Origin of the sequence: Amaricoccus macauensis (assembly GCF_049800915.1) — a bacterium.
Classification (GTDB): Bacteria; Pseudomonadota; Alphaproteobacteria; order Rhodobacterales; family Rhodobacteraceae; genus Amaricoccus; species Amaricoccus macauensis_A.
Genome location: NZ_JBNAFY010000004.1, coordinates 20,930 through 36,791, shown reverse-complemented (window position 1 = coordinate 36,791; position 15,862 = coordinate 20,930). Strand labels below are relative to the sequence as shown.

At 63.9% G+C, this 15,862-nt stretch carries 16 protein-coding genes; 6 read left to right on the top strand and 10 right to left on the bottom strand.

Annotation, left to right across the window (positions count from 1 at the left end; all coding sequences use genetic code 11):
* Positions 1 to 116: 116 nt before the first annotated feature.
* Both aroQ and ACP15W_RS10825 read right to left on the bottom strand, forming a co-directional pair.
* Positions 117 to 551 carry a type II 3-dehydroquinate dehydratase gene (gene aroQ / locus ACP15W_RS10830; RefSeq protein ID WP_424932907.1) on the bottom strand — a complete coding sequence of 145 codons (435 nt, stop codon included), beginning with the start codon at positions 549 to 551 and terminating at the stop codon, positions 117 to 119.
* A gap of 102 nt (positions 552 to 653) precedes the next feature.
* Positions 654 to 1,913 (bottom strand): aminotransferase class V-fold PLP-dependent enzyme, encoded by a 1,260-nt coding sequence (locus tag ACP15W_RS10825; RefSeq protein ID WP_424932906.1) that lies wholly within the window; start codon positions 1,911 to 1,913, stop codon positions 654 to 656.
* 180 nt (positions 1,914 to 2,093) lie between these two features.
* On the opposite strand from ACP15W_RS10825, the gene ACP15W_RS10820 reads away from it, so the two are divergent.
* On the top strand, positions 2,094 to 3,020 hold the full coding sequence (locus ACP15W_RS10820) for a cation diffusion facilitator family transporter (RefSeq protein ID WP_424932905.1): 927 nt from the start codon (positions 2,094 to 2,096) through the stop codon (positions 3,018 to 3,020).
* Between the two features lie 38 nt (positions 3,021 to 3,058).
* On the opposite strand, the gene ACP15W_RS10815 is transcribed toward ACP15W_RS10820, so the two are convergent.
* From ACP15W_RS10815 to ruvC, 6 genes are all read right to left on the bottom strand, one after another.
* A complete protein-coding gene (locus ACP15W_RS10815) occupies positions 3,059 to 4,264 on the bottom strand; it encodes a calcium-binding protein (protein ID WP_424932904.1) in 1,206 nt (401 codons plus the stop codon).
* Between the two features lie 260 nt (positions 4,265 to 4,524).
* Positions 4,525 to 5,754, bottom strand: coding sequence for a calcium-binding protein (locus ACP15W_RS10810; protein WP_424932903.1), 1,230 nt, complete (start codon positions 5,752 to 5,754; stop codon positions 4,525 to 4,527).
* Between the two features lie 333 nt (positions 5,755 to 6,087).
* Entirely contained in the window at positions 6,088 to 7,272 is a 1,185-nt protein-coding gene (locus ACP15W_RS10805; RefSeq protein WP_424932902.1) for a calcium-binding protein, read from the bottom strand.
* 157 nt (positions 7,273 to 7,429) lie between these two features.
* Positions 7,430 to 8,458, bottom strand: coding sequence for a Holliday junction branch migration DNA helicase RuvB (gene ruvB, locus ACP15W_RS10800; RefSeq protein WP_424932901.1), 1,029 nt, complete (start codon positions 8,456 to 8,458; stop codon positions 7,430 to 7,432).
* 3 nt (positions 8,459 to 8,461) lie between these two features.
* On the bottom strand, positions 8,462 to 9,145 hold the full coding sequence (gene ruvA, locus ACP15W_RS10795) for a Holliday junction branch migration protein RuvA (protein ID WP_424932900.1): 684 nt from the start codon (positions 9,143 to 9,145) through the stop codon (positions 8,462 to 8,464).
* Positions 9,142 to 9,660: a crossover junction endodeoxyribonuclease RuvC gene (gene ruvC, locus ACP15W_RS10790; protein WP_424932899.1), complete on the bottom strand. Its 519-nt coding sequence runs from the start codon at positions 9,658 to 9,660 to the stop codon at positions 9,142 to 9,144. The genes ruvA and ruvC overlap by 4 nt, the downstream gene beginning before the upstream one ends.
* 228 nt (positions 9,661 to 9,888) lie before the next feature.
* Between ruvC and ACP15W_RS10785 the strand changes: the two genes are divergently transcribed.
* Positions 9,889 to 10,110 (top strand): DUF1127 domain-containing protein, encoded by a 222-nt coding sequence (locus ACP15W_RS10785; protein WP_424932898.1) that lies wholly within the window; start codon positions 9,889 to 9,891, stop codon positions 10,108 to 10,110.
* 25 nt (positions 10,111 to 10,135) lie between these two features.
* On the opposite strand, the gene ACP15W_RS10780 is transcribed toward ACP15W_RS10785, so the two are convergent.
* Positions 10,136 to 11,002 carry a 50S ribosomal protein L11 methyltransferase gene (locus tag ACP15W_RS10780; protein WP_424932897.1) on the bottom strand — a complete coding sequence of 289 codons (867 nt, stop codon included), beginning with the start codon at positions 11,000 to 11,002 and terminating at the stop codon, positions 10,136 to 10,138.
* A 193-nt stretch (positions 11,003 to 11,195) separates the two neighbouring features.
* Between ACP15W_RS10780 and ACP15W_RS10775 the strand changes: the two genes are divergently transcribed.
* The 4 genes from ACP15W_RS10775 (at position 11,196) to argF (ending at position 15,024) form a co-directional block, all read left to right on the top strand.
* Positions 11,196 to 11,702, top strand: a complete 507-nt coding sequence (locus ACP15W_RS10775) for a pyridoxamine 5'-phosphate oxidase family protein (protein ID WP_424932896.1) — start codon at positions 11,196 to 11,198, stop codon at positions 11,700 to 11,702.
* 127 nt (positions 11,703 to 11,829) lie between these two features.
* Positions 11,830 to 12,768, top strand: coding sequence for a CHAD domain-containing protein (locus ACP15W_RS10770; RefSeq protein ID WP_424932895.1), 939 nt, complete (start codon positions 11,830 to 11,832; stop codon positions 12,766 to 12,768).
* A 148-nt stretch (positions 12,769 to 12,916) separates the two neighbouring features.
* Positions 12,917 to 14,101, top strand: coding sequence for an aspartate aminotransferase family protein (locus ACP15W_RS10765; protein ID WP_424932894.1), 1,185 nt, complete (start codon positions 12,917 to 12,919; stop codon positions 14,099 to 14,101).
* On the top strand, positions 14,098 to 15,024 hold the full coding sequence (gene argF, locus ACP15W_RS10760) for an ornithine carbamoyltransferase (protein WP_424932893.1): 927 nt from the start codon (positions 14,098 to 14,100) through the stop codon (positions 15,022 to 15,024). The genes ACP15W_RS10765 and argF overlap by 4 nt, the downstream gene beginning before the upstream one ends.
* 72 nt (positions 15,025 to 15,096) lie before the next feature.
* On the opposite strand, the gene ACP15W_RS10755 is transcribed toward argF, so the two are convergent.
* Positions 15,097 to 15,858 (bottom strand): rhomboid family intramembrane serine protease, encoded by a 762-nt coding sequence (locus ACP15W_RS10755; RefSeq protein ID WP_424932892.1) that lies wholly within the window; start codon positions 15,856 to 15,858, stop codon positions 15,097 to 15,099.
* Between the last annotated feature and the right edge of the window lie 4 nt (positions 15,859 to 15,862).

Sequence of the window (15,862 nt, the reverse complement as noted above, 5' to 3'; positions counted from 1 at the left end):
CGTGGCTGTGACGGACCTGCGGGGCCCGTGCTTGCTTTCCGTTCGCCGGGAACGGGTGATGGGGTTCTAGTGCGGTGTCGTAACAGTATTGCGACACTCGGGCCGGGTTTCCGCGCCTATGCGAGCAGGGAGCAGATCCGGCGCACGGCGGCCTCGTAGCCCTCGATCCCGAGGCCCGCGATCACGCCCTCGGCGCGGGCGCTGACATAGGAGTGGTGGCGGAAGCTCTCGCGCTTGTGGACGTTGGAAACATGGACCTCGATCACCGGTCCTTCGAAGGCGTTGAGCGCGTCGAGGATCGCCACGGAGGTATGGGTGAAGGCCCCGGGGTTGATGACGATGCCGCAGGCGTCATGCCGGGCCTCGTGGATCCAGTCGATGATCTGGCCCTCGTGATTGGACTGCAGAAGGCGGATGTCGAAGCCCTCGGTGCAGCAGGCGCGGCAGTTGGCCTCGACATCGGCGAGCGTCTCGTGGCCGTAGATCTCCGGCTCGCGCTGGCCGAGGAGGTTCAGGTTGGGACCGTTGAGGACAAAGATCGTTCGGCTCATGCGCGGGCTCACTCGGGCGGCGGTTCGGGCCCCAAGATATGCCGTGCGCGCGGGACGTTCGCAATGGCGGAAGAGGCGCGGGGAGAAAACCCGTCCTGCGGCTCAGAGATTTCGGGTGATGTCGCGGAGGGCTTCGAGAAAGCGTTCGACCTCTTGGGGGGTGTTGTAGTGGCAGAGCGACACACGGACGCAGGAGGGAAGGCCCATGGGGTCGAGGATATTGGCGGAGTAGTGGTCGGCCTTCCGCGTATGGGTCCGGATGCCGGCGGTGTTCAGCCGCTCGACGACCTCGGGTGCGGGCAGGCCTTCGAGCGCGAAGGAAACCAGCCCCTCGCGCAGCGGGTTCTCGACGCCGCCCAGGATCGTGACGCCGGGGATCTGCGCGAGGCCGGGGAGGTTGCCGCTGCCGTGGAGCATGGCGTCAGTCAGTTGCGCCTCGTGCGCGTGGATCGCCGCGCCCGCCGCAACGATGCGTTCGCGCGGGGTCTCGCTTTCGATGAAATGGCTTCCGAGCCAATCGAGATAGCCGACCACTTCGGAGAAGGTCGCATAGGCGCCTGTATCTCTGGTGCCGAGTTCCCAGGCGGTCGGGGGCGCGTCCAGGAGCGTGTCATGGGGCAGGGCCGCGAGCCGGTCGGAGATCCAGGCCAGCCCGTAGCCATGGCGCGAGAAGGCCTTGTAGGGTGAGATCACGTAACCGTCGACGCCGTAGGCCGCGAGGTCGAGCCGTCCGTGTGCGGCGTGCTGGATGCCGTCGACGATGATGAAGCAATCGGGCGCGGCGGCGCGGATGCCCGCGGCGATGGTGGCCACATCGACCGCCATGCCGGTGACGGGGGAGGTGTGGAGAATGGTGGCCACGTGAACGTCGGGGCCGATTTCCGGCGCGTAGGCGGCGAGATCGACGCTGCCGGTTCGGGGATCGTGGGGGACGAGGACATGCGTCTTGCCGCCGACAGGTGCATAGCGGGCGCAGGCGCTGCGCGATGCGGGGTGTTCGAGGGTCGAGCCGAGAACACGGCCGCCATGGCCCGTGCCGAGGCAGGCGGTGCGGATGAGGCGGAAGAGCAGTTCCGTGCCGCTTTCCCCGACGATGAACTGGCCGCTCTCGGGATTGAAGAAGGTCTGCATGTCCTGCCGGGCCTTCGCGATCACGGACGACAGGGCGGAAGAGGCGACATTGTCGCGGCCCTGGTTGTCGGGGATGGCGGCGAACCGGGCCGTGGTCTCCACCACGGAGTTGAGGGTGAGTGCGCCGCCTGCGTTCTCGAAGAAGATCCGCTCGCCCTGGAACGGATCGCTCTCCACATGGGCAAAGCGCCCGCGGATCTGGTCGAGCAGGCCGGGGATCGTGTCGAACATGAATTGCCTCCCTCTTTGGCCCCTTTGCATTGGGGCCCTTTCCCCCCGTCCAATCACGATGGCGGCTTCTGTGCCAGTGGGAAATGCGATGGCGCGCGCGATCGGCACGCGAGGTTTCCGCCCTTGCCAAGCGGGAGGGGGGATTGGATGCTCGGGTGAGAATGCGACGCGAGGCAGGGCATGAGCGGACACCACCATCATCATCATGTGGACCCGGAGGCGGGCGACGGGCGGGTGGCGCTCGCGGTTGCGGTCAATCTCGGGCTTACCGTGCTTCAGGTCGTGGGCGGGGTGCTTTCGGGCAGTCTCGCGTTGGTGGCGGATGCGATACACAATCTTTCGGATGCGCTCTCGCTCGTCATCGCCTTCTTTGCCCGCAAGATCGCGCGGCGACCGGCGGATGCGCGGATGACCTTCGGCTATGCGCGGGCGGAGGTGGTTGCTGCGCTCATCAACTACACAACGCTGATCGTGATCGGGGTCTATCTGGTCTACGAGGCGATCTGGCGGTTCTTTGCCCCCGAACCGGTGGACGGCTGGATGGTGGTCTGGATCGCGGTGGTGGCGCTGGTGGTGGACCTGGCGACAGCGGCGCTGACCTACACGATGTCGAAGACCAGCATGAACATCCGCGCGGCCTTTCTGCACAATCTTTCGGATGCGCTGGGTTCGGTCGCGGTGATCCTCGGTGGCACGCTGATCCTGCTCTACAACTGGCGGCTGATCGATCCGGCCATCACGCTTCTGATCGCGGGCTATATCCTGTGGATGTCCTTCTCGGAAATCGGCGGGGTGATCCGCATCCTGATGCTGGGAAGCCCGCCCGACCTGGATGTGGCGGCGGTTCTGGCCAGGCTGCGCGAGGCCGACGGAGTAACGGGCGTGCATCATCTGCATGTGTGGCAGATGCAGGAGCACGAGGCGGCCTTGGAAGCGCATCTGGTGGTCGAGGCCGGGGCCTGGGACCGGGCGGACCGGATCAAGGATGAGGTGAGGGCGGAGCTGGCGCGGGCCTTCGGCATTGGCCATGTGACGCTCGAGATGGAATGCAGCCGTCATGCCTGCGCGGAGCCGCAGATTATCGGGCACGCGCGCCAACCCCATTGAGTTGGTGGCGCGCGTGCGGTTCGCGGGCCTGAACCGGCTCAGGCCAGGATCAGCGTGTCGAGGCTGAGGATGAAATCACCCGTGCTGCTGTCAAATCCCTCGGCGGAGACATAGACGGTGCCGGTTTCCTCGGCCGTGTAGACGATCTCGGAGGAGTAATCGTCGAAGTCGGCATCGTCGTTCTCGGTGATGTAGAAACCCTCGGAATCGAAGAGCGTGAGATACGTATCCTCCAGCGGTTTTTCCGCGCTCGGGTCGGGGTCGAGGTTGAAGACGTAGGTTTCGCCTTCGGTCAGTTCCGCTGCATACCAGTCGGAGTCATAGGGCGGCATGATACCCCCAATGACGGTTTCGCCCACAGCGATGGTCTCCGTGGTGCTCGGATCGCCGGGGACGGTGTCCTCGAAGGCGATTTCCTCGGCGCTGATCAGGTAGCTGCTTGCCTCGTAAAAGCTTTCATAGGCCGAGACGTAGATCGTTGCTGCGTCCTCCGCGTAGAAATAGGCGATCACGCCGGTTTCGGTGTATTCGTAGATGGAATCCTCGATCCAGTAGCCATCCGCGTCGTAGAGCCCCGCATCCGGATAATCGGCGGGGGTCTCGGCATCGGGATCGGTCTCGACCGTGAAGGCATAATAGGTATCGGCTTCGGTTTCGAAGGCATACCAGTCTTCATCGTAGCCATATTCGAATTCGCCGGCGATCGTCTCCCCGGGCGCGAGTGTCTCCTCGGTGGATGTATCGGCGGGAATTTCGTCGAGATGTCTCTGGTGGAGGATTTCGTAGAGGCTGAGGCCGGCGGCATCTTCCATGCGTGCAAGAACCTGGGTTTCGTCGCCGACCTTGCCGAGGAGGATGAGGTCGTAGCCGAAATCCTGGACCATGAGCGTGTCGAGATCGGCCGTGCCGTCGTCGTTCAGAAAGGCACTGTCCCAGATGACGAGGCTGTCGCCCTCGTAGGGGTCGAAATCGACGATGTGCTGGGTTGCGTCCGAGCGGATCGCGAACCGGTCGGCGCCGTAGCCTCCTGCCAGTTCGTTGCTTCCGAGCCCGCCGACCAGAAGGTCGTCGCCCTCTCCGCCGGACATCGAATCGTCGCCGGCGTTGCCTTCGAGCCGGTTGTTTCCGGCATCGCCGAAGATCCAGTCATCTCCGCCAAGGCCCTTGAGGACTTTGGTTTCGCCATCTCCTACTAGTACGTCCGGTTGATCAGTTCCAACGATTGCGTCTGCAATGCTCGTCATTGGATTTCCCCGTTATGTCTATAAAAATATACGCTTCAACTTGAGACAAAGAAAAATCCGAGCTTCGAAATGAAGCTCGGTGCCCATGATTCGGCTTGGACACTATAAGCGGATTTATGCCGATTTCATACTTTGGTAGCGAATAATCGTTTTTGGGGTGCTTCCTCGTCGCGAGGAAAGGTTCAACCTGCGGGACAGGAAAACCCCGCAATGCAGGAACATTGCGGGGTTGTTGCGAGCGACGGCGCCGCCCGCGAAGATCAGGCGAGCGTATCAAGGCTCAGGGCAAAGTCGCCCTGGTGGATGCCCGCGAAGGATTCCGCGGCCGCAAAGACGATCTGGTCCGCATCCGGGGTGTAGACGAGTTCGGAATTGCTGCTGCCGTTGGCATTGTCATTCGAGGCGATCAGCCGGCCGGTCGCGTCGTAAAGCTCAAGATAGGTGTCGGGCAGCGGGTTGGAGGATGCGGTGTCACCGCTCAGCTCGAAGACATAGGTATCGCCGCCTTCCAGCACGGCGCGATACCAGTCCTCATCGCCGTAGTAGTCGATGCTGCCACGGACGGTCTGGCCCACGTTCAGCCGTGCGGTGCTGCTGGTGTCGCCGGCCACCGTGTCGTCGCTCTCGAATTCTTCCGCGCGGAGCGTGAAGCCGCCGCCGCCCGGTGTGTGTCCGACCGCCGCGATATGGAGGGTCTGGTTGGTTGCGCTCTCGAAGATCACTTCTGCGCCGGCATAGAAATTGTCATGCGAGAGGGCATCGACGAGGCGACCGGCACTGTTGCGCACATCCAGATCCAGAAGGTTGGCGGGCTTGGCAGCAGTCGGGTCGGCTTCGATTGTGAAGCTGTAGATCGTGCCGGCCTGGGCCTCGAATTTGTACCAGTCCTGATCGCGGGTGAAATCGAACTGGCCGGAGATCGGTGTGTCGAGATCAATGGTCGCGCGGGTGCTCGTTGAGCCGGGAATGTCGCCGAGCTGGTCGGACGCGATGATCTGCGAGAGTTCGTAGCCGGAAGCATTCTTGAAGCGCGCAAGGATCTCGGTTTCGCCATCGATACGGCTTTCGAGGATCAGATCCCGCCCGCTATCGCGAACCGACAGCACGGACAGATCGACACGACCGTCATCACCCAGGAGGTCCGCGCCGCTGATGCGGATCGTGTCACCCTCGTAGGCGCTGAAATCGGCGATGATCTGTTTGCCGCCCGTTCTGAGCACGAATTCGTCCGCACCGACGCCGCCGACCAGGCGGTTGAGACCGTTGCCGCCGACGAGGATGTCGTTGCCGTTGCCTCCGAAGAGCGTATCGTTCCCGTTGCCGCCAAAGAGGGTGTCGCTACCGTTGCTACCGATCAACTTGTCGTTGCCGGCCTGACCGATGATCCGGTCATTGCCGTTGTAGCCGGTGATCAGATCGCTCATGGCGGTACCCGTGAGCGTTTCACTGCTGCTGGTGCCGTCGATCATGTTGAAAACTGGTGTGCTCATGGAGCTATCCTCGCGGTTTGTTCGGGATAATCCGTTGGTAATTTTACAAGATTTGCATCGGTGGCCGCGACAGAAGCCGTGTCCCCACACGTTGCGGAAACGCCATGAGCCCCACCGACTCCGTTGCGGTGCTCACACCGCTACAAAGGTATTAGGCAAATTCTTGCCGATTGCACAGACGCAGATGGCGATGTGTTAACCAAAAGTCAATCGTGTTGCGACTTCGCCGCAGTGCGGGGCGAATCGATCTGGAAGCCTCCAGCCGATTTGTTCGGCACGCAAGATTGCGGCGAAAAGGCGCGAAGACGGCATTCGCCTTCGCGCGAGGTTTCCTCAGACGATGAGCGTGTCGGTGGCGACCACTTCCGCCGTCAGGACGTAGTAGGTTGTGCTGCTCTCCGGATAGGATTCGTTGGCGCTCAGGTAGATCACGCCATCCGACTGGGCGGTGAATTCGACTGTAGTGCCCCCGTATTCCGTCGAGTCTCGGGTGAAATCCAACTCGATGCCGTTTTCATCCAGAGGACGAACGTTCGGACTGCTGCTCGGAGGGCTCGACGAGAAATCCGGGTCGATGATGACGCGGTAGGTTGTGCCCGCTGTCGTATCAAAGCGGAACCAGTCACGATCGCCATCGAAGCTGAAATCGTTGTGCTCGGTGACGCCGGTTTCCAGGGTCGTGGTCGTGCTGGCGTCTCCGGGGATATCATTGTCGCCGAAATCGAAGCTGTCGACGCGGACTGCATATTGCACACCGACTTGAGAGCCACCATTCACCCCAACGTAAACGGTCTCGCTGGACTCGATCTCGAAAACGATACTCTCGGTGTCGCTGGGCTCGTAGAAGCGCTGGTACGGCAGGATGTTGCCGTCGGCATCGTACAAGTGGAAATCCGGGTATGCATCATACGAGGCGAAAACGCTGACCTTGATCCCGTCTCCCTCGTTGGCGTCGATGGCGAACCAGTCTGAATCGAAGGGTGTTTCGAACCGGCTGTCGATCCTTTGTCCGGGGGCGAGGCTCACGGGCGTCGAGGCATCACCCGGAATGTCGCCTTCGGGCGGGAAAAGATCGTAGATGTCCAGACCGGCACCGCCGATGATTTCAGCTGCGATCTTGTAGCCGCCTCCCGGCTTTTCCGCGAGGAGCAGGAGGTCGCCACCACGGTCACGCACGGCGAGATCCTCGACGCTGAGGCTGTCATCCGCAAAATCAATGCGATCGCCTTCTGAAGGGTCGAAATCGGGAAGTTTCTGGTAGCCGTCATACTGGATCAGGAAGGTGTCCGCTCCGTCCCCACCGATGAGCTTGTTGTAACCCTTGCCGCCATTCAGGATGTCATTGCCGAGGCCACCGAAGAGGACATCAGAGCCCCAGTCCCCGATGAGAAGGTCGTTGTCGCCCCCACCGTGCAGCGTGTCGTTCGAGCCCCGGCCGCGGATCGTATCGGCCCACCTGGTTCCCACGAGGTAGTCAGATGTGCCGCCACCGAGAATGATGTTGTGTTCGCCTGCCATTTTTGGATTCCCCCCAGAATCAATGAATATGGTTTCTAATGGTCCGGCCAACTAATCGCTGCTTCTCGCTAAAAGCGAGTCTCAATGCGGTTTCATGCTCGTAAATCAAGTCGTGTCGAATTCCGGGGGGCTGGCGATTGCGCCCCGGTGGCGCGCGCTACTCGAACAGGTTCGCCTGGGTCGTGGCCGGCTGCGGGGCGGCGAGGCCGAGGTGGTGCCAGGCTTTGGCCGCGAGCATCCTGCCGCGTGGGGTGCGCTGGATCAGACCTTCCTGCAGGAGATAGGGTTCGATCACCTCCTCGACGGCGTCGCGGGCTTCGGAAAGGGCGGCGCAGATGGTCTCGACGCCCACCGGGCCGCCGCCGTAGTTTTCTGCCAAGTGGCGCAGATACCGGCGATCCGCGCCATCGAGGCCGAGATTGTCCACGTCGAGCCGGGTGAGTGCGCGATCGGCGATTTCTTCGTCCACCCGCCCGTTGCCTTCCACGAGTGCGAAATCCACCACCCGGCGCAGCAGACGACCGGCAATGCGTGGGGTGCCGCGGGCGCGGCGGGCGATCTCGCGTGCGCCCTCGGGCGTGGCGTCGGCCTTCTGGAGCCGGGCGGCGCGGGTGACGATCTCCACCAGTTCGGCCTCGGTGTAGAATTCGAGCCGGACGGGGATGCCGAACCGGTCCCGCAGCGGTGTGGTCAGGAGGCCGAGGCGGGTGGTTGCGCCGACGAGGGTGAAGGGCTGAAGCTCGATGCGGACGGTCCGGGCGGCAGGTCCTTCGCCGATGACGAGGTCGAGCTGGAAATCCTCCAGCGCGGGGTAGAGGATTTCCTCCACGGCCGGGTTGAGCCGGTGGATTTCGTCGATGAAGAGCACGTCGCGCGCATCGAGGTTGGTGAGGATCGCGGCCAGATCGCCCGCGCGCGCCAGTACCGGGCCGGAGGTCATGCGGAAGTTGACGCCCAACTCGCGGGCCATGATCTGTGCGAGTGTCGTCTTGCCGAGGCCAGGAGGACCGTAGAACAGCGTGTGATCCATGGCGCGGCCGCGCATCCGTGCGCTTTCGATGAAGACGGCGAGGTTGGCGCGTGCGGACTTCTGGCCGATGAATTCGCTCAAGGATTGCGGGCGCAGGGCGCGGTCGACATCCTCGGGCAATTCATCCGGGCGGAGGGTCGGATCGGGATCGGTCATGGTTTATCCACTTGGCGCAAGGAGGCGCAGGGCGGCGCGGATCAGGCCCGAGGCATCGTCGACTTCCGGCAGTTCGGCCGCTTCCGAAACGGCAGCGGCGGCCTCGGAGGGAGCATAGCCGAGATTGGCGAGCGCCGAGAGCGCGTCTGCCTGGGCGGCGGCATCGAGGCCGCTTTCGATCAGAACGGGAGGCTCTTCGGCCTGTCTCGGGGCGGGGGCCTCGGAGGATTTCGGCTTGATGCGCGGGACGGCCGGGGTCGCGCCGCTGGCGCCCATGGCCATGACCTGGGGCGCCTTGGCCTGAAGCTCGAGCACGATGCGCTGGGCAAGTTTTGGGCCGATGCCCTGCGCGGCTTTGATGGCGGCGGCATCGCCGAGAGACAGCGCGCGTCCCAGGCCCTCGGGGCCCAGCGTGCCGAGGATCGCCAGAGCTCCGCGGGCGCCGACGCCCTGGACTGAGGTGAGAAGCCGGTGCCATTCGCGCTCGGCCAGTGTGCGGAAGCCGAAGAGTTGAAGGAGGTCTTCGCGCACCAGTAGCTCGGTGTAGAGCGAGGCGGGTTCGCCGAGGCCGGGCAGGGCGGAAAGCGTGCGCTCGGAGCAGTAGACGATATAGCCGACGCCTCCGGTGTCGATGAGCACGTGGTCCGGACCGCGCATGTCGATCCGGCCGGAGATCTTGCCGATCATGCCCGCGCTCCGGTCATGGAATTGCAGATCGCGGTGGCGAGGCGGCTCTGGTATTTCGCGTGGTGGGCGTGGCAGAGCGCGATGGCGAGCGCATCGGCAGCATCGGCACCTGCGACCTGCGGGTCCTTGAGCTGGAGCTTGATCATGTGTTCGACCTGCGCCTTCTGGGCGTGGCCGACGCCGACCACGATCTTCTTTACCGTGTTGGGCGCGTATTCCGCCACGTCGAGCCCGGCCTGTGCGGGCACCAGCAGGGCGATGGCGCGCGCCTGTCCGAGCTTGAGGGTTCCTGCGGCATCCTTGTTGACGAAGGTCTGTTCCACGGCGGCGGTCTCGGGGCTGTGTTTTGCGAAGACGAGGCTCAACTGCGTGTGCAGGCTCAGGAGCCGCGACGCAAGGTCATCTCCTTCCGAGGCGCAGATGCCATTGGCCACATGCGTCACCTCGCCTGCCTGGACATCGACGATGCCCCAACCCGTCCGGCGCAGGCCCGGGTCGATTCCGATGACGCGCATTTGCTGCCGTCCTTCTTGCTGCTCGAGCGAGATTTACCATGATGGCTCGCCCCCCGCCAAGCCAAAGGCGTGCAGGGTGAACAAAAGGAGAACTCTCATGCGCTGGGCGCATATCTGGCATACGAATTGTGCATTTGCACGAAACTTAGGCAGATATTAAGTCCGTTCAGCCATGGATCGGCCATGGATCGGATTGACCGATTTCGAGTGAACCAAGCGAGTTCCGAAATGTCTGCACTGCAAACTTCCCGCCCCGCCCCCTTCGGAGCCATTACGGCGTATCACGTCATCAATGGACTTGAGCGGCTGGTCCATGGGGTGCGCGCCCATTTCGCCGCCATCGAGACGCGGCGTCAGCTGGAGCGGCTCACCGACACGCAACTGAACGATATCGGTGTGACGCGCTACGACATCGAGGCCATCGTCGCGCGCACCGGCCGCTGGTCGTGAGACGGCCCCATCGGGTGGCCTGACCTCACCGTTGCAGGGTCAGGGCCACCCATTCGCCGCGGCGCAGGATGTCGCGGCGCGAGAAGCCCCAGCCCCGGTAGACCGCTTCGACGGAGGCTGCCTGGCGGGCGAGAATTCCCGACAGGATCAGAACCGAGCCCGGATTCGTGTGGCGCACCATCTGGGGGGCGAGCCGCTTCAGCGGGCCTGCCAGAATGTTCGACAGGATGAGATCGTAAGGTGCGCGCGCGCGCAGCTCGCTGTGCTGGAAGCCCGCGGCGGTGACGCAGCGAATGCGGCCATTGAGGCGGTTGGCGCGGGCGTTGGCCTTCGCGGTCTCGGTCGCGAGCGCGTCAATGTCCGAGGCGATGATGTCGGCCGCGCAGCTCCTGGCGGCGGCCATGGCGAGCACGCCGGTTCCGCCACCAATATCCGCGATCCGCTTTGGCCAGTAGCCCTGGCGGAGCAGCTTGTCGAAGGCGATGAGGCAGCCTTGCGTCGTGGCGTGGTGGCCAGTTCCGAAGGCAAGTGCGGCCTCGATCTCGAGACCGATGAGGTTCGAGGGAACGCTCTCGCGATCATGACTGCCGTAGACGATGAAGCGGCCCGCGCGCACCGGTGTAAGGCCTGCGCGCACCTGGGCCATCCAGTCCTTCGTGCCCACGGGCGCGACGCTGAATTCCTTGGCGCCGTGCATGGTGGCGATGATGGCGAGCATGGTCTCGTCGGGACGCCCGTCGAAATAGGCGCCGACTTCCCAGATGCCCGTGCCGTCGTCCCGGTCATGGGTGCCCGATGCCTTGGGGGCCGGATAGACCTCGTCGAGCGCGTCGAAGATTGCCTGTGCCGCGGCCTTGCTGCCGACTTCCGTGATGGCGTGATAAAGTGTCACGTTGACCAACTCCTCATTTCCGCCACGCGATAGCGGCCTCGTGTGATCGGGGTCAAGTCATCGTGTAGTCGTTGTGTCGTCCTCCCGCATCTCCATCGGGAACGAAATCCGCATCCCGGCATTGGGCAACGAAACGTCCGCGGCTTCCGTGGGGAGCCGGGGCAACTGGAATGAACAGATCAAGAAGGAGCGCATGATGGATACCGCAGTGCTGGAAAACGCGAGCGTCGAGCGTCAGAGGGACTTTTGGCAGAGGCTGTCCGATGTCCGCGCGGGGATGCTGGGGCTCGATGTGGCGCACCGGATGGTTCCGATGACGCACTATTGCGACAAGGGGGACTCCACCCTCTGGTTCATCGGCGCGGACGGGTCCGAGATCGTCGAGAGCGTGAAGGGCGGGCCGCGGGCAGCGCATTACGTTCTGACGAGCATGTCGGAAGGAATCTATGCCAATCTCATCGGTGAGCTGTCGCTCGAGAACAATTCCATGAAGCTCGACGAGCTTTGGAATGCGGTGGCCGACAGCTGGTTCGAGGGCGGGCGCCGCGACCCGAACGTGCAGCTTCTCCGCTTCCGCCTCGTGGAGGGAGAAATCTGGTCGACCACGACCAGCAGTCTTTCCTTCGCCTACGAGATCGCCAAATCGAAGGTGACCGACGAGAAGCCCGACGTGGGCGAGAACTACGTGCTCAAGTTCTGAGTTTCGGGTTCCGAGTTCTGAGTTTCGAGTTCAAGGTTTGAGTGCTGGGTACTGTTGTATCGGCGGCGCGGGCGGACGAGTTTCCGTCCGCGCTGCTGTTTTGGACGAGATAATCAGCGGAGGACACATGGCCTTTTCACTGAAATCCGAGAAAGATGGGTCGCTGCAGGATGGCGTGCGGCGGATTGCGCTTGACCAGATCCGGACCGCGATTGCGGAGATCGACGACCCGGACCTCGATCGCGACGAGACGGTCCACCAGGTGCGCAAGCGCTGCAAGAAGCTGCGCGGACTTGTCCGGCTGGCACGGCCGGGCTTCGATGGATACAAGCGCGAGAATGCGCGCTTCCGGGATGCCGCACGCCGGCTCTCGGGCATTCGGGATGCGGATGTTCTCATCGAGACCTACGACAAGCTGGCCGAGCATTACGATGCGGAGATCGACCGGCAGGCCTTCGGACAGATCCGTCGGCGGCTGACCTTGCAGCGCAAGGCGCTTCTCGAGGACGACCATCGCTCCGAGGAACTGGCGGCGGTGCGAGGGGTGCTCCAGACAGCGGCCGGCGCGGCGGAGAACTGGAAGATCGGGGGCAAGGGGTTCGGCACCGCCTTCGATGGGATGAAGAAGACCTATGCGCGCGGACGCAAGGCGATGGACGCCGCTCGCGAAACCCGCAGCGACGAGGCGATACATGACTGGCGGAAGCGGGTGAAATACCATCGCTTCCATGCGGAACTTCTGCGCCATGTCTGGCCCGACGTGATGGTGGCGCATGCGGATGCGGCCGATACGCTGGGCGATCTGCTCGGCGATCACCACGATCTGGCGGTCTTCGCGGATGCCCTGCGCGATGATCCCGAAACGTTCGGCGACGGCAGGACGGTCGAGGTCGCACTCACGCTCGTGGAGCGCCGCAAGGCCGATCTGGAAGCGGAGGCCTTTGCGCTGGGCGCACGGATCTTTGCGGAGAAGCCCAAGCGACTGGTAAAGCGGTGGAAGGCCTATGCGAAGGCCGGCTCGACGGGTTCGGACGCGAAGGACGCGGAGCTGGGCAGGGCGGCCTGACCTCGCGTCTTCCGACGAGCCTTGCATTCCTGCGCGGGCTTGATTGACTTGGGGCGAGCGATGCGGCAAGAAACGTCGCTCGCCCCACGCCTCGGCCGCCCGTGGGGCTTTTTGCTTTTGGAGGTGGCCGCGAGAGGAGTTTTGTCCGGTGATTTCGCCCGTTCTTCCAGCCTACGCGCGGGCGCCCTTGTCCTTTGTCAAAGGCGAGGGCCCCTGGCTCATAGAGGAAAGCGGGGAGCGCTATCTCGATCTGGGGGCCGGCATTGCCGTGAATGCCCTGGGTCATGCGCATCCCGCACTCGTTAAGGCAGTGGAAGAGCAGGCGCGACGACTGTGGCACACCTCGAACCTCTACAAGGTGCCGAACCAGGAGGCGCTGGCCGAGCGGCTGGTCGAACATACCTTCGCCGATACCGTCTTCTTCACCAATTCGGGTACGGAAGCGGCCGAGTGCGCGATCAAGATGGCGCGGAAGTATTTCCACGGCTCGGAGACCCCGGAGCGGCACAGGATCATCACCTTCAAGGGGGCGTTCCACGGCCGGTCCATCGCGCCGATCTCCGCCGTGGGCGGAGCCAAGATGGTGGACGGGTTCGGGCCTTTGCTGCCCGGTTTCGACCAGGCACCCTACGGGGATCTCGACGCGGTGCGGGCCCTGGTGGGTTCGGAGACCGCGGCGATCATGGTCGAGCCGATCCAGGGTGAGGGCGGGATCGTCGTGGCACCCGAAGGCTTCCTGAAGGGGCTGCGAGAGATCTGCGATGCCCATGGTCTGCTTCTCGTGCTCGACGAGGTTCAGTGCGGTGTGGGCCGGACCGGCAAGCTCTTCGCCCATGAGTGGTCCGGGGTCACGCCGGATATCATGATGGTGGCCAAGGGCATTGGCGGGGGCTTTCCGCTCGGTGCCTGCCTTGCGACCGAGGACGCGGCGCGCGGCATGACGGCGGGCACCCATGGCTCGACTTATGGCGGCAACCCGCTGGCCTGCGCCGTGGGCTGTGCGGTGATGGACATCGTGTCCGATCCGGCCTTCCTGGCGGATGTCTCGCGCATTTCGGGGCGGTTGCGCCAGGGGCTCGAAGGGCTCGTGGCCTCCCACCCGGACGTCTTCAAGGGCATTCGCGGCGAGGGGCTGATGCTCGGCCTGAAATGCGTCAAGCCGAACGCGGATGTCGTGCGCGCGGGCTATGACACGCGCGTGCTTGTGGTGCCGGCGGCGGACAATGTCGTGCGGCTTCTGCCGCCCCTGAACCTTACCGATGCGGAGGTGGACGAGGCGCTGGCCCGGCTGGAGGCCGTGGCGGCGAGTTTCGAGACGGAGCCTGCAGAATGAGACATTTCCTCGATTTGCATAAGCTGACCTCCGAGGATCTGCGCGGGATCCTGACGCAGGCCGCGGCGATGAAGACCGCGCGCACCGGCCAACCCAAGGGCGCGCCCGACGATGGTGTGCCCCTGGCGGGGCGCATGGTCGCGCTCGTCTTCGAGAAACCCTCGACGCGAACGCGGGTGAGCTTCGACGTGGGCGTGCGCCAGCTCGGCGGCGAGACGCTGGTGCTCTCGGGCAAGGACATGCAGCTCGGCCACGGCGAGACCATCGCGGATACGGCACGCGTTCTGTCGCGCTATGTCGATCTCATCATGATCCGGACGTTCAAGGAGGAGACCCTTCTCGAACTGGCCGAGTATGCCACCGTGCCGGTGATCAACGGGCTGACGGACGCGAGCCATCCGTGCCAGATCATGGCGGACATGCTGACCTTCGAGGAGCATCGCGGGCCAATCAAGGGCAGGAAGGTCGTCTGGGCGGGGGATGGCAACAATGTCTGCACCTCCTTCCTTCATGCGGCCGGGCAGCTGGGGTTCGATTTGACCTTTACCGGGCCGGAAGCCCTCGACCCCGATCCGGAAGCGGTGGCGTTCGCGCGCGGGAAGGGCTCGACGGTGGAGATCGAGCGCGATCCGTTGAAGGCCGCGAATGGCGCGAGCCTGATCGTCACGGATACCTGGATGTCCATGCATGATCCGGAAAGTGCGCGCCAGCGACGCCATGCGATGCTGCGGCCCTATCAGGTCAACGAGGCGCTGATGGCGGCGGCGGGGGGCAATGCGCTCTTCATGCATTGCCTGCCGGCACATCGCGGCGAAGAGGCCTCCGATGGGGTGATGGACGGGCCGAATTCGGTGATCTTCGATGAGGCCGAGAACCGGCTTCATGCGCAGAAGGCCATCATGCGGTGGTGTCTGCGGGTCTGATCCGCGCGACCTACCTCTGAAAGCGAGACGGAGCCGTGTGCCTTTGACCGGGGCGCGCGGCTTTCTTTTTTCTCAGCTCCCGCGCCGTTTGCGGCGGACCCTCGGGATGGTCGTCTGGCGTATGGTGACGGGCCGGCCGGCTCCATGCGGCGGGAAACCGTGGCAGCGATGCCAGAAGCGGGGGCCACCTGCGCGGAGCCACCAGGGGAGTGCGAGAAGGGCGCCCGCGACGAACCCGCCCGCATGGGCGAGATAGGCCACCCCACCTCCATCCGACCCGAGGCTGGCATATCCGCTGACCGCCTGGAGGACGAACCAGTAGCCGAGCATGACCCAAGCCGGGAGCACGAGAATGCGCACGAAGACGATGATGATCAGCAGGACATCGACGCGCGCTTTCGGAAAAAGCAGCAGGTAGCCGCCGAGCACGCCCGCGATCGCGCCCGAGGCGCCGACCATTGGCACGAGGCTGAAGGGGGCCGCCACATATTGCGCAAGGGCGGCGCCGATACCGGAGGCAAGGTAGAAACCGAGGAACGGCAGGTGGCCGAACTGATCCTCGAGATTGTCTCCGAAGATCCAGAGAAACAGCATGTTGCCGCCCAGGTGCAGCCAACCGCCATGCAGGAACATGGAGGTCAGGATGCCGCCGAAGCCCTCGCCCGCGCTGATCCTTGCCGGGACCAGACCCCAATTCCAGTAGAGCGCGCCGAGGAGCCGGTCGTCGGCAAAGTAAGGCAGGGTCGCGAGGAAGATCGCGACATTGAGCGCGATCAGGCTCCAGGTCACGAAAGGCGTACGGCGAGAGGGGTTGTGATCTCGGATCGGGAACATCGGG

What these genes read in the sequence shown, in the direction of transcription:
- aroQ (WP_424932907.1), bottom strand. Translation starts at nt 551, where the DNA reads ATGAGCCGAACGATCTTTGTCCTCAACGGTCCCAACCTGAACCTCCTC.
- ACP15W_RS10825 (WP_424932906.1), bottom strand. Translation starts at nt 1,913, where the DNA reads ATGTTCGACACGATCCCCGGCCTGCTCGACCAGATCCGCGGGCGCTTT.
- ACP15W_RS10820 (WP_424932905.1), top strand. Translation starts at nt 2,094, where the DNA reads ATGAGCGGACACCACCATCATCATCATGTGGACCCGGAGGCGGGCGAC.
- ACP15W_RS10815 (WP_424932904.1), bottom strand. Translation starts at nt 4,264, where the DNA reads ATGACGAGCATTGCAGACGCAATCGTTGGAACTGATCAACCGGACGTA.
- ACP15W_RS10810 (WP_424932903.1), bottom strand. Translation starts at nt 5,754, where the DNA reads ATGAGCACACCAGTTTTCAACATGATCGACGGCACCAGCAGCAGTGAA.
- ACP15W_RS10805 (WP_424932902.1), bottom strand. Translation starts at nt 7,272, where the DNA reads ATGGCAGGCGAACACAACATCATTCTCGGTGGCGGCACATCTGACTAC.
- ruvB (WP_424932901.1), bottom strand. Translation starts at nt 8,458, where the DNA reads ATGACCGATCCCGATCCGACCCTCCGCCCGGATGAATTGCCCGAGGAT.
- ruvA (WP_424932900.1), bottom strand. Translation starts at nt 9,145, where the DNA reads ATGATCGGCAAGATCTCCGGCCGGATCGACATGCGCGGTCCGGACCAC.
- ruvC (WP_424932899.1), bottom strand. Translation starts at nt 9,660, where the DNA reads ATGCGCGTCATCGGAATCGACCCGGGCCTGCGCCGGACGGGTTGGGGC.
- ACP15W_RS10785 (WP_424932898.1), top strand. Translation starts at nt 9,889, where the DNA reads ATGTCTGCACTGCAAACTTCCCGCCCCGCCCCCTTCGGAGCCATTACG.
- ACP15W_RS10775 (WP_424932896.1), top strand. Translation starts at nt 11,196, where the DNA reads ATGATGGATACCGCAGTGCTGGAAAACGCGAGCGTCGAGCGTCAGAGG.
- ACP15W_RS10770 (WP_424932895.1), top strand. Translation starts at nt 11,830, where the DNA reads ATGGCCTTTTCACTGAAATCCGAGAAAGATGGGTCGCTGCAGGATGGC.
- argF (WP_424932893.1), top strand. Translation starts at nt 14,098, where the DNA reads ATGAGACATTTCCTCGATTTGCATAAGCTGACCTCCGAGGATCTGCGC.
- ACP15W_RS10755 (WP_424932892.1), bottom strand. Translation starts at nt 15,858, where the DNA reads ATGTTCCCGATCCGAGATCACAACCCCTCTCGCCGTACGCCTTTCGTG.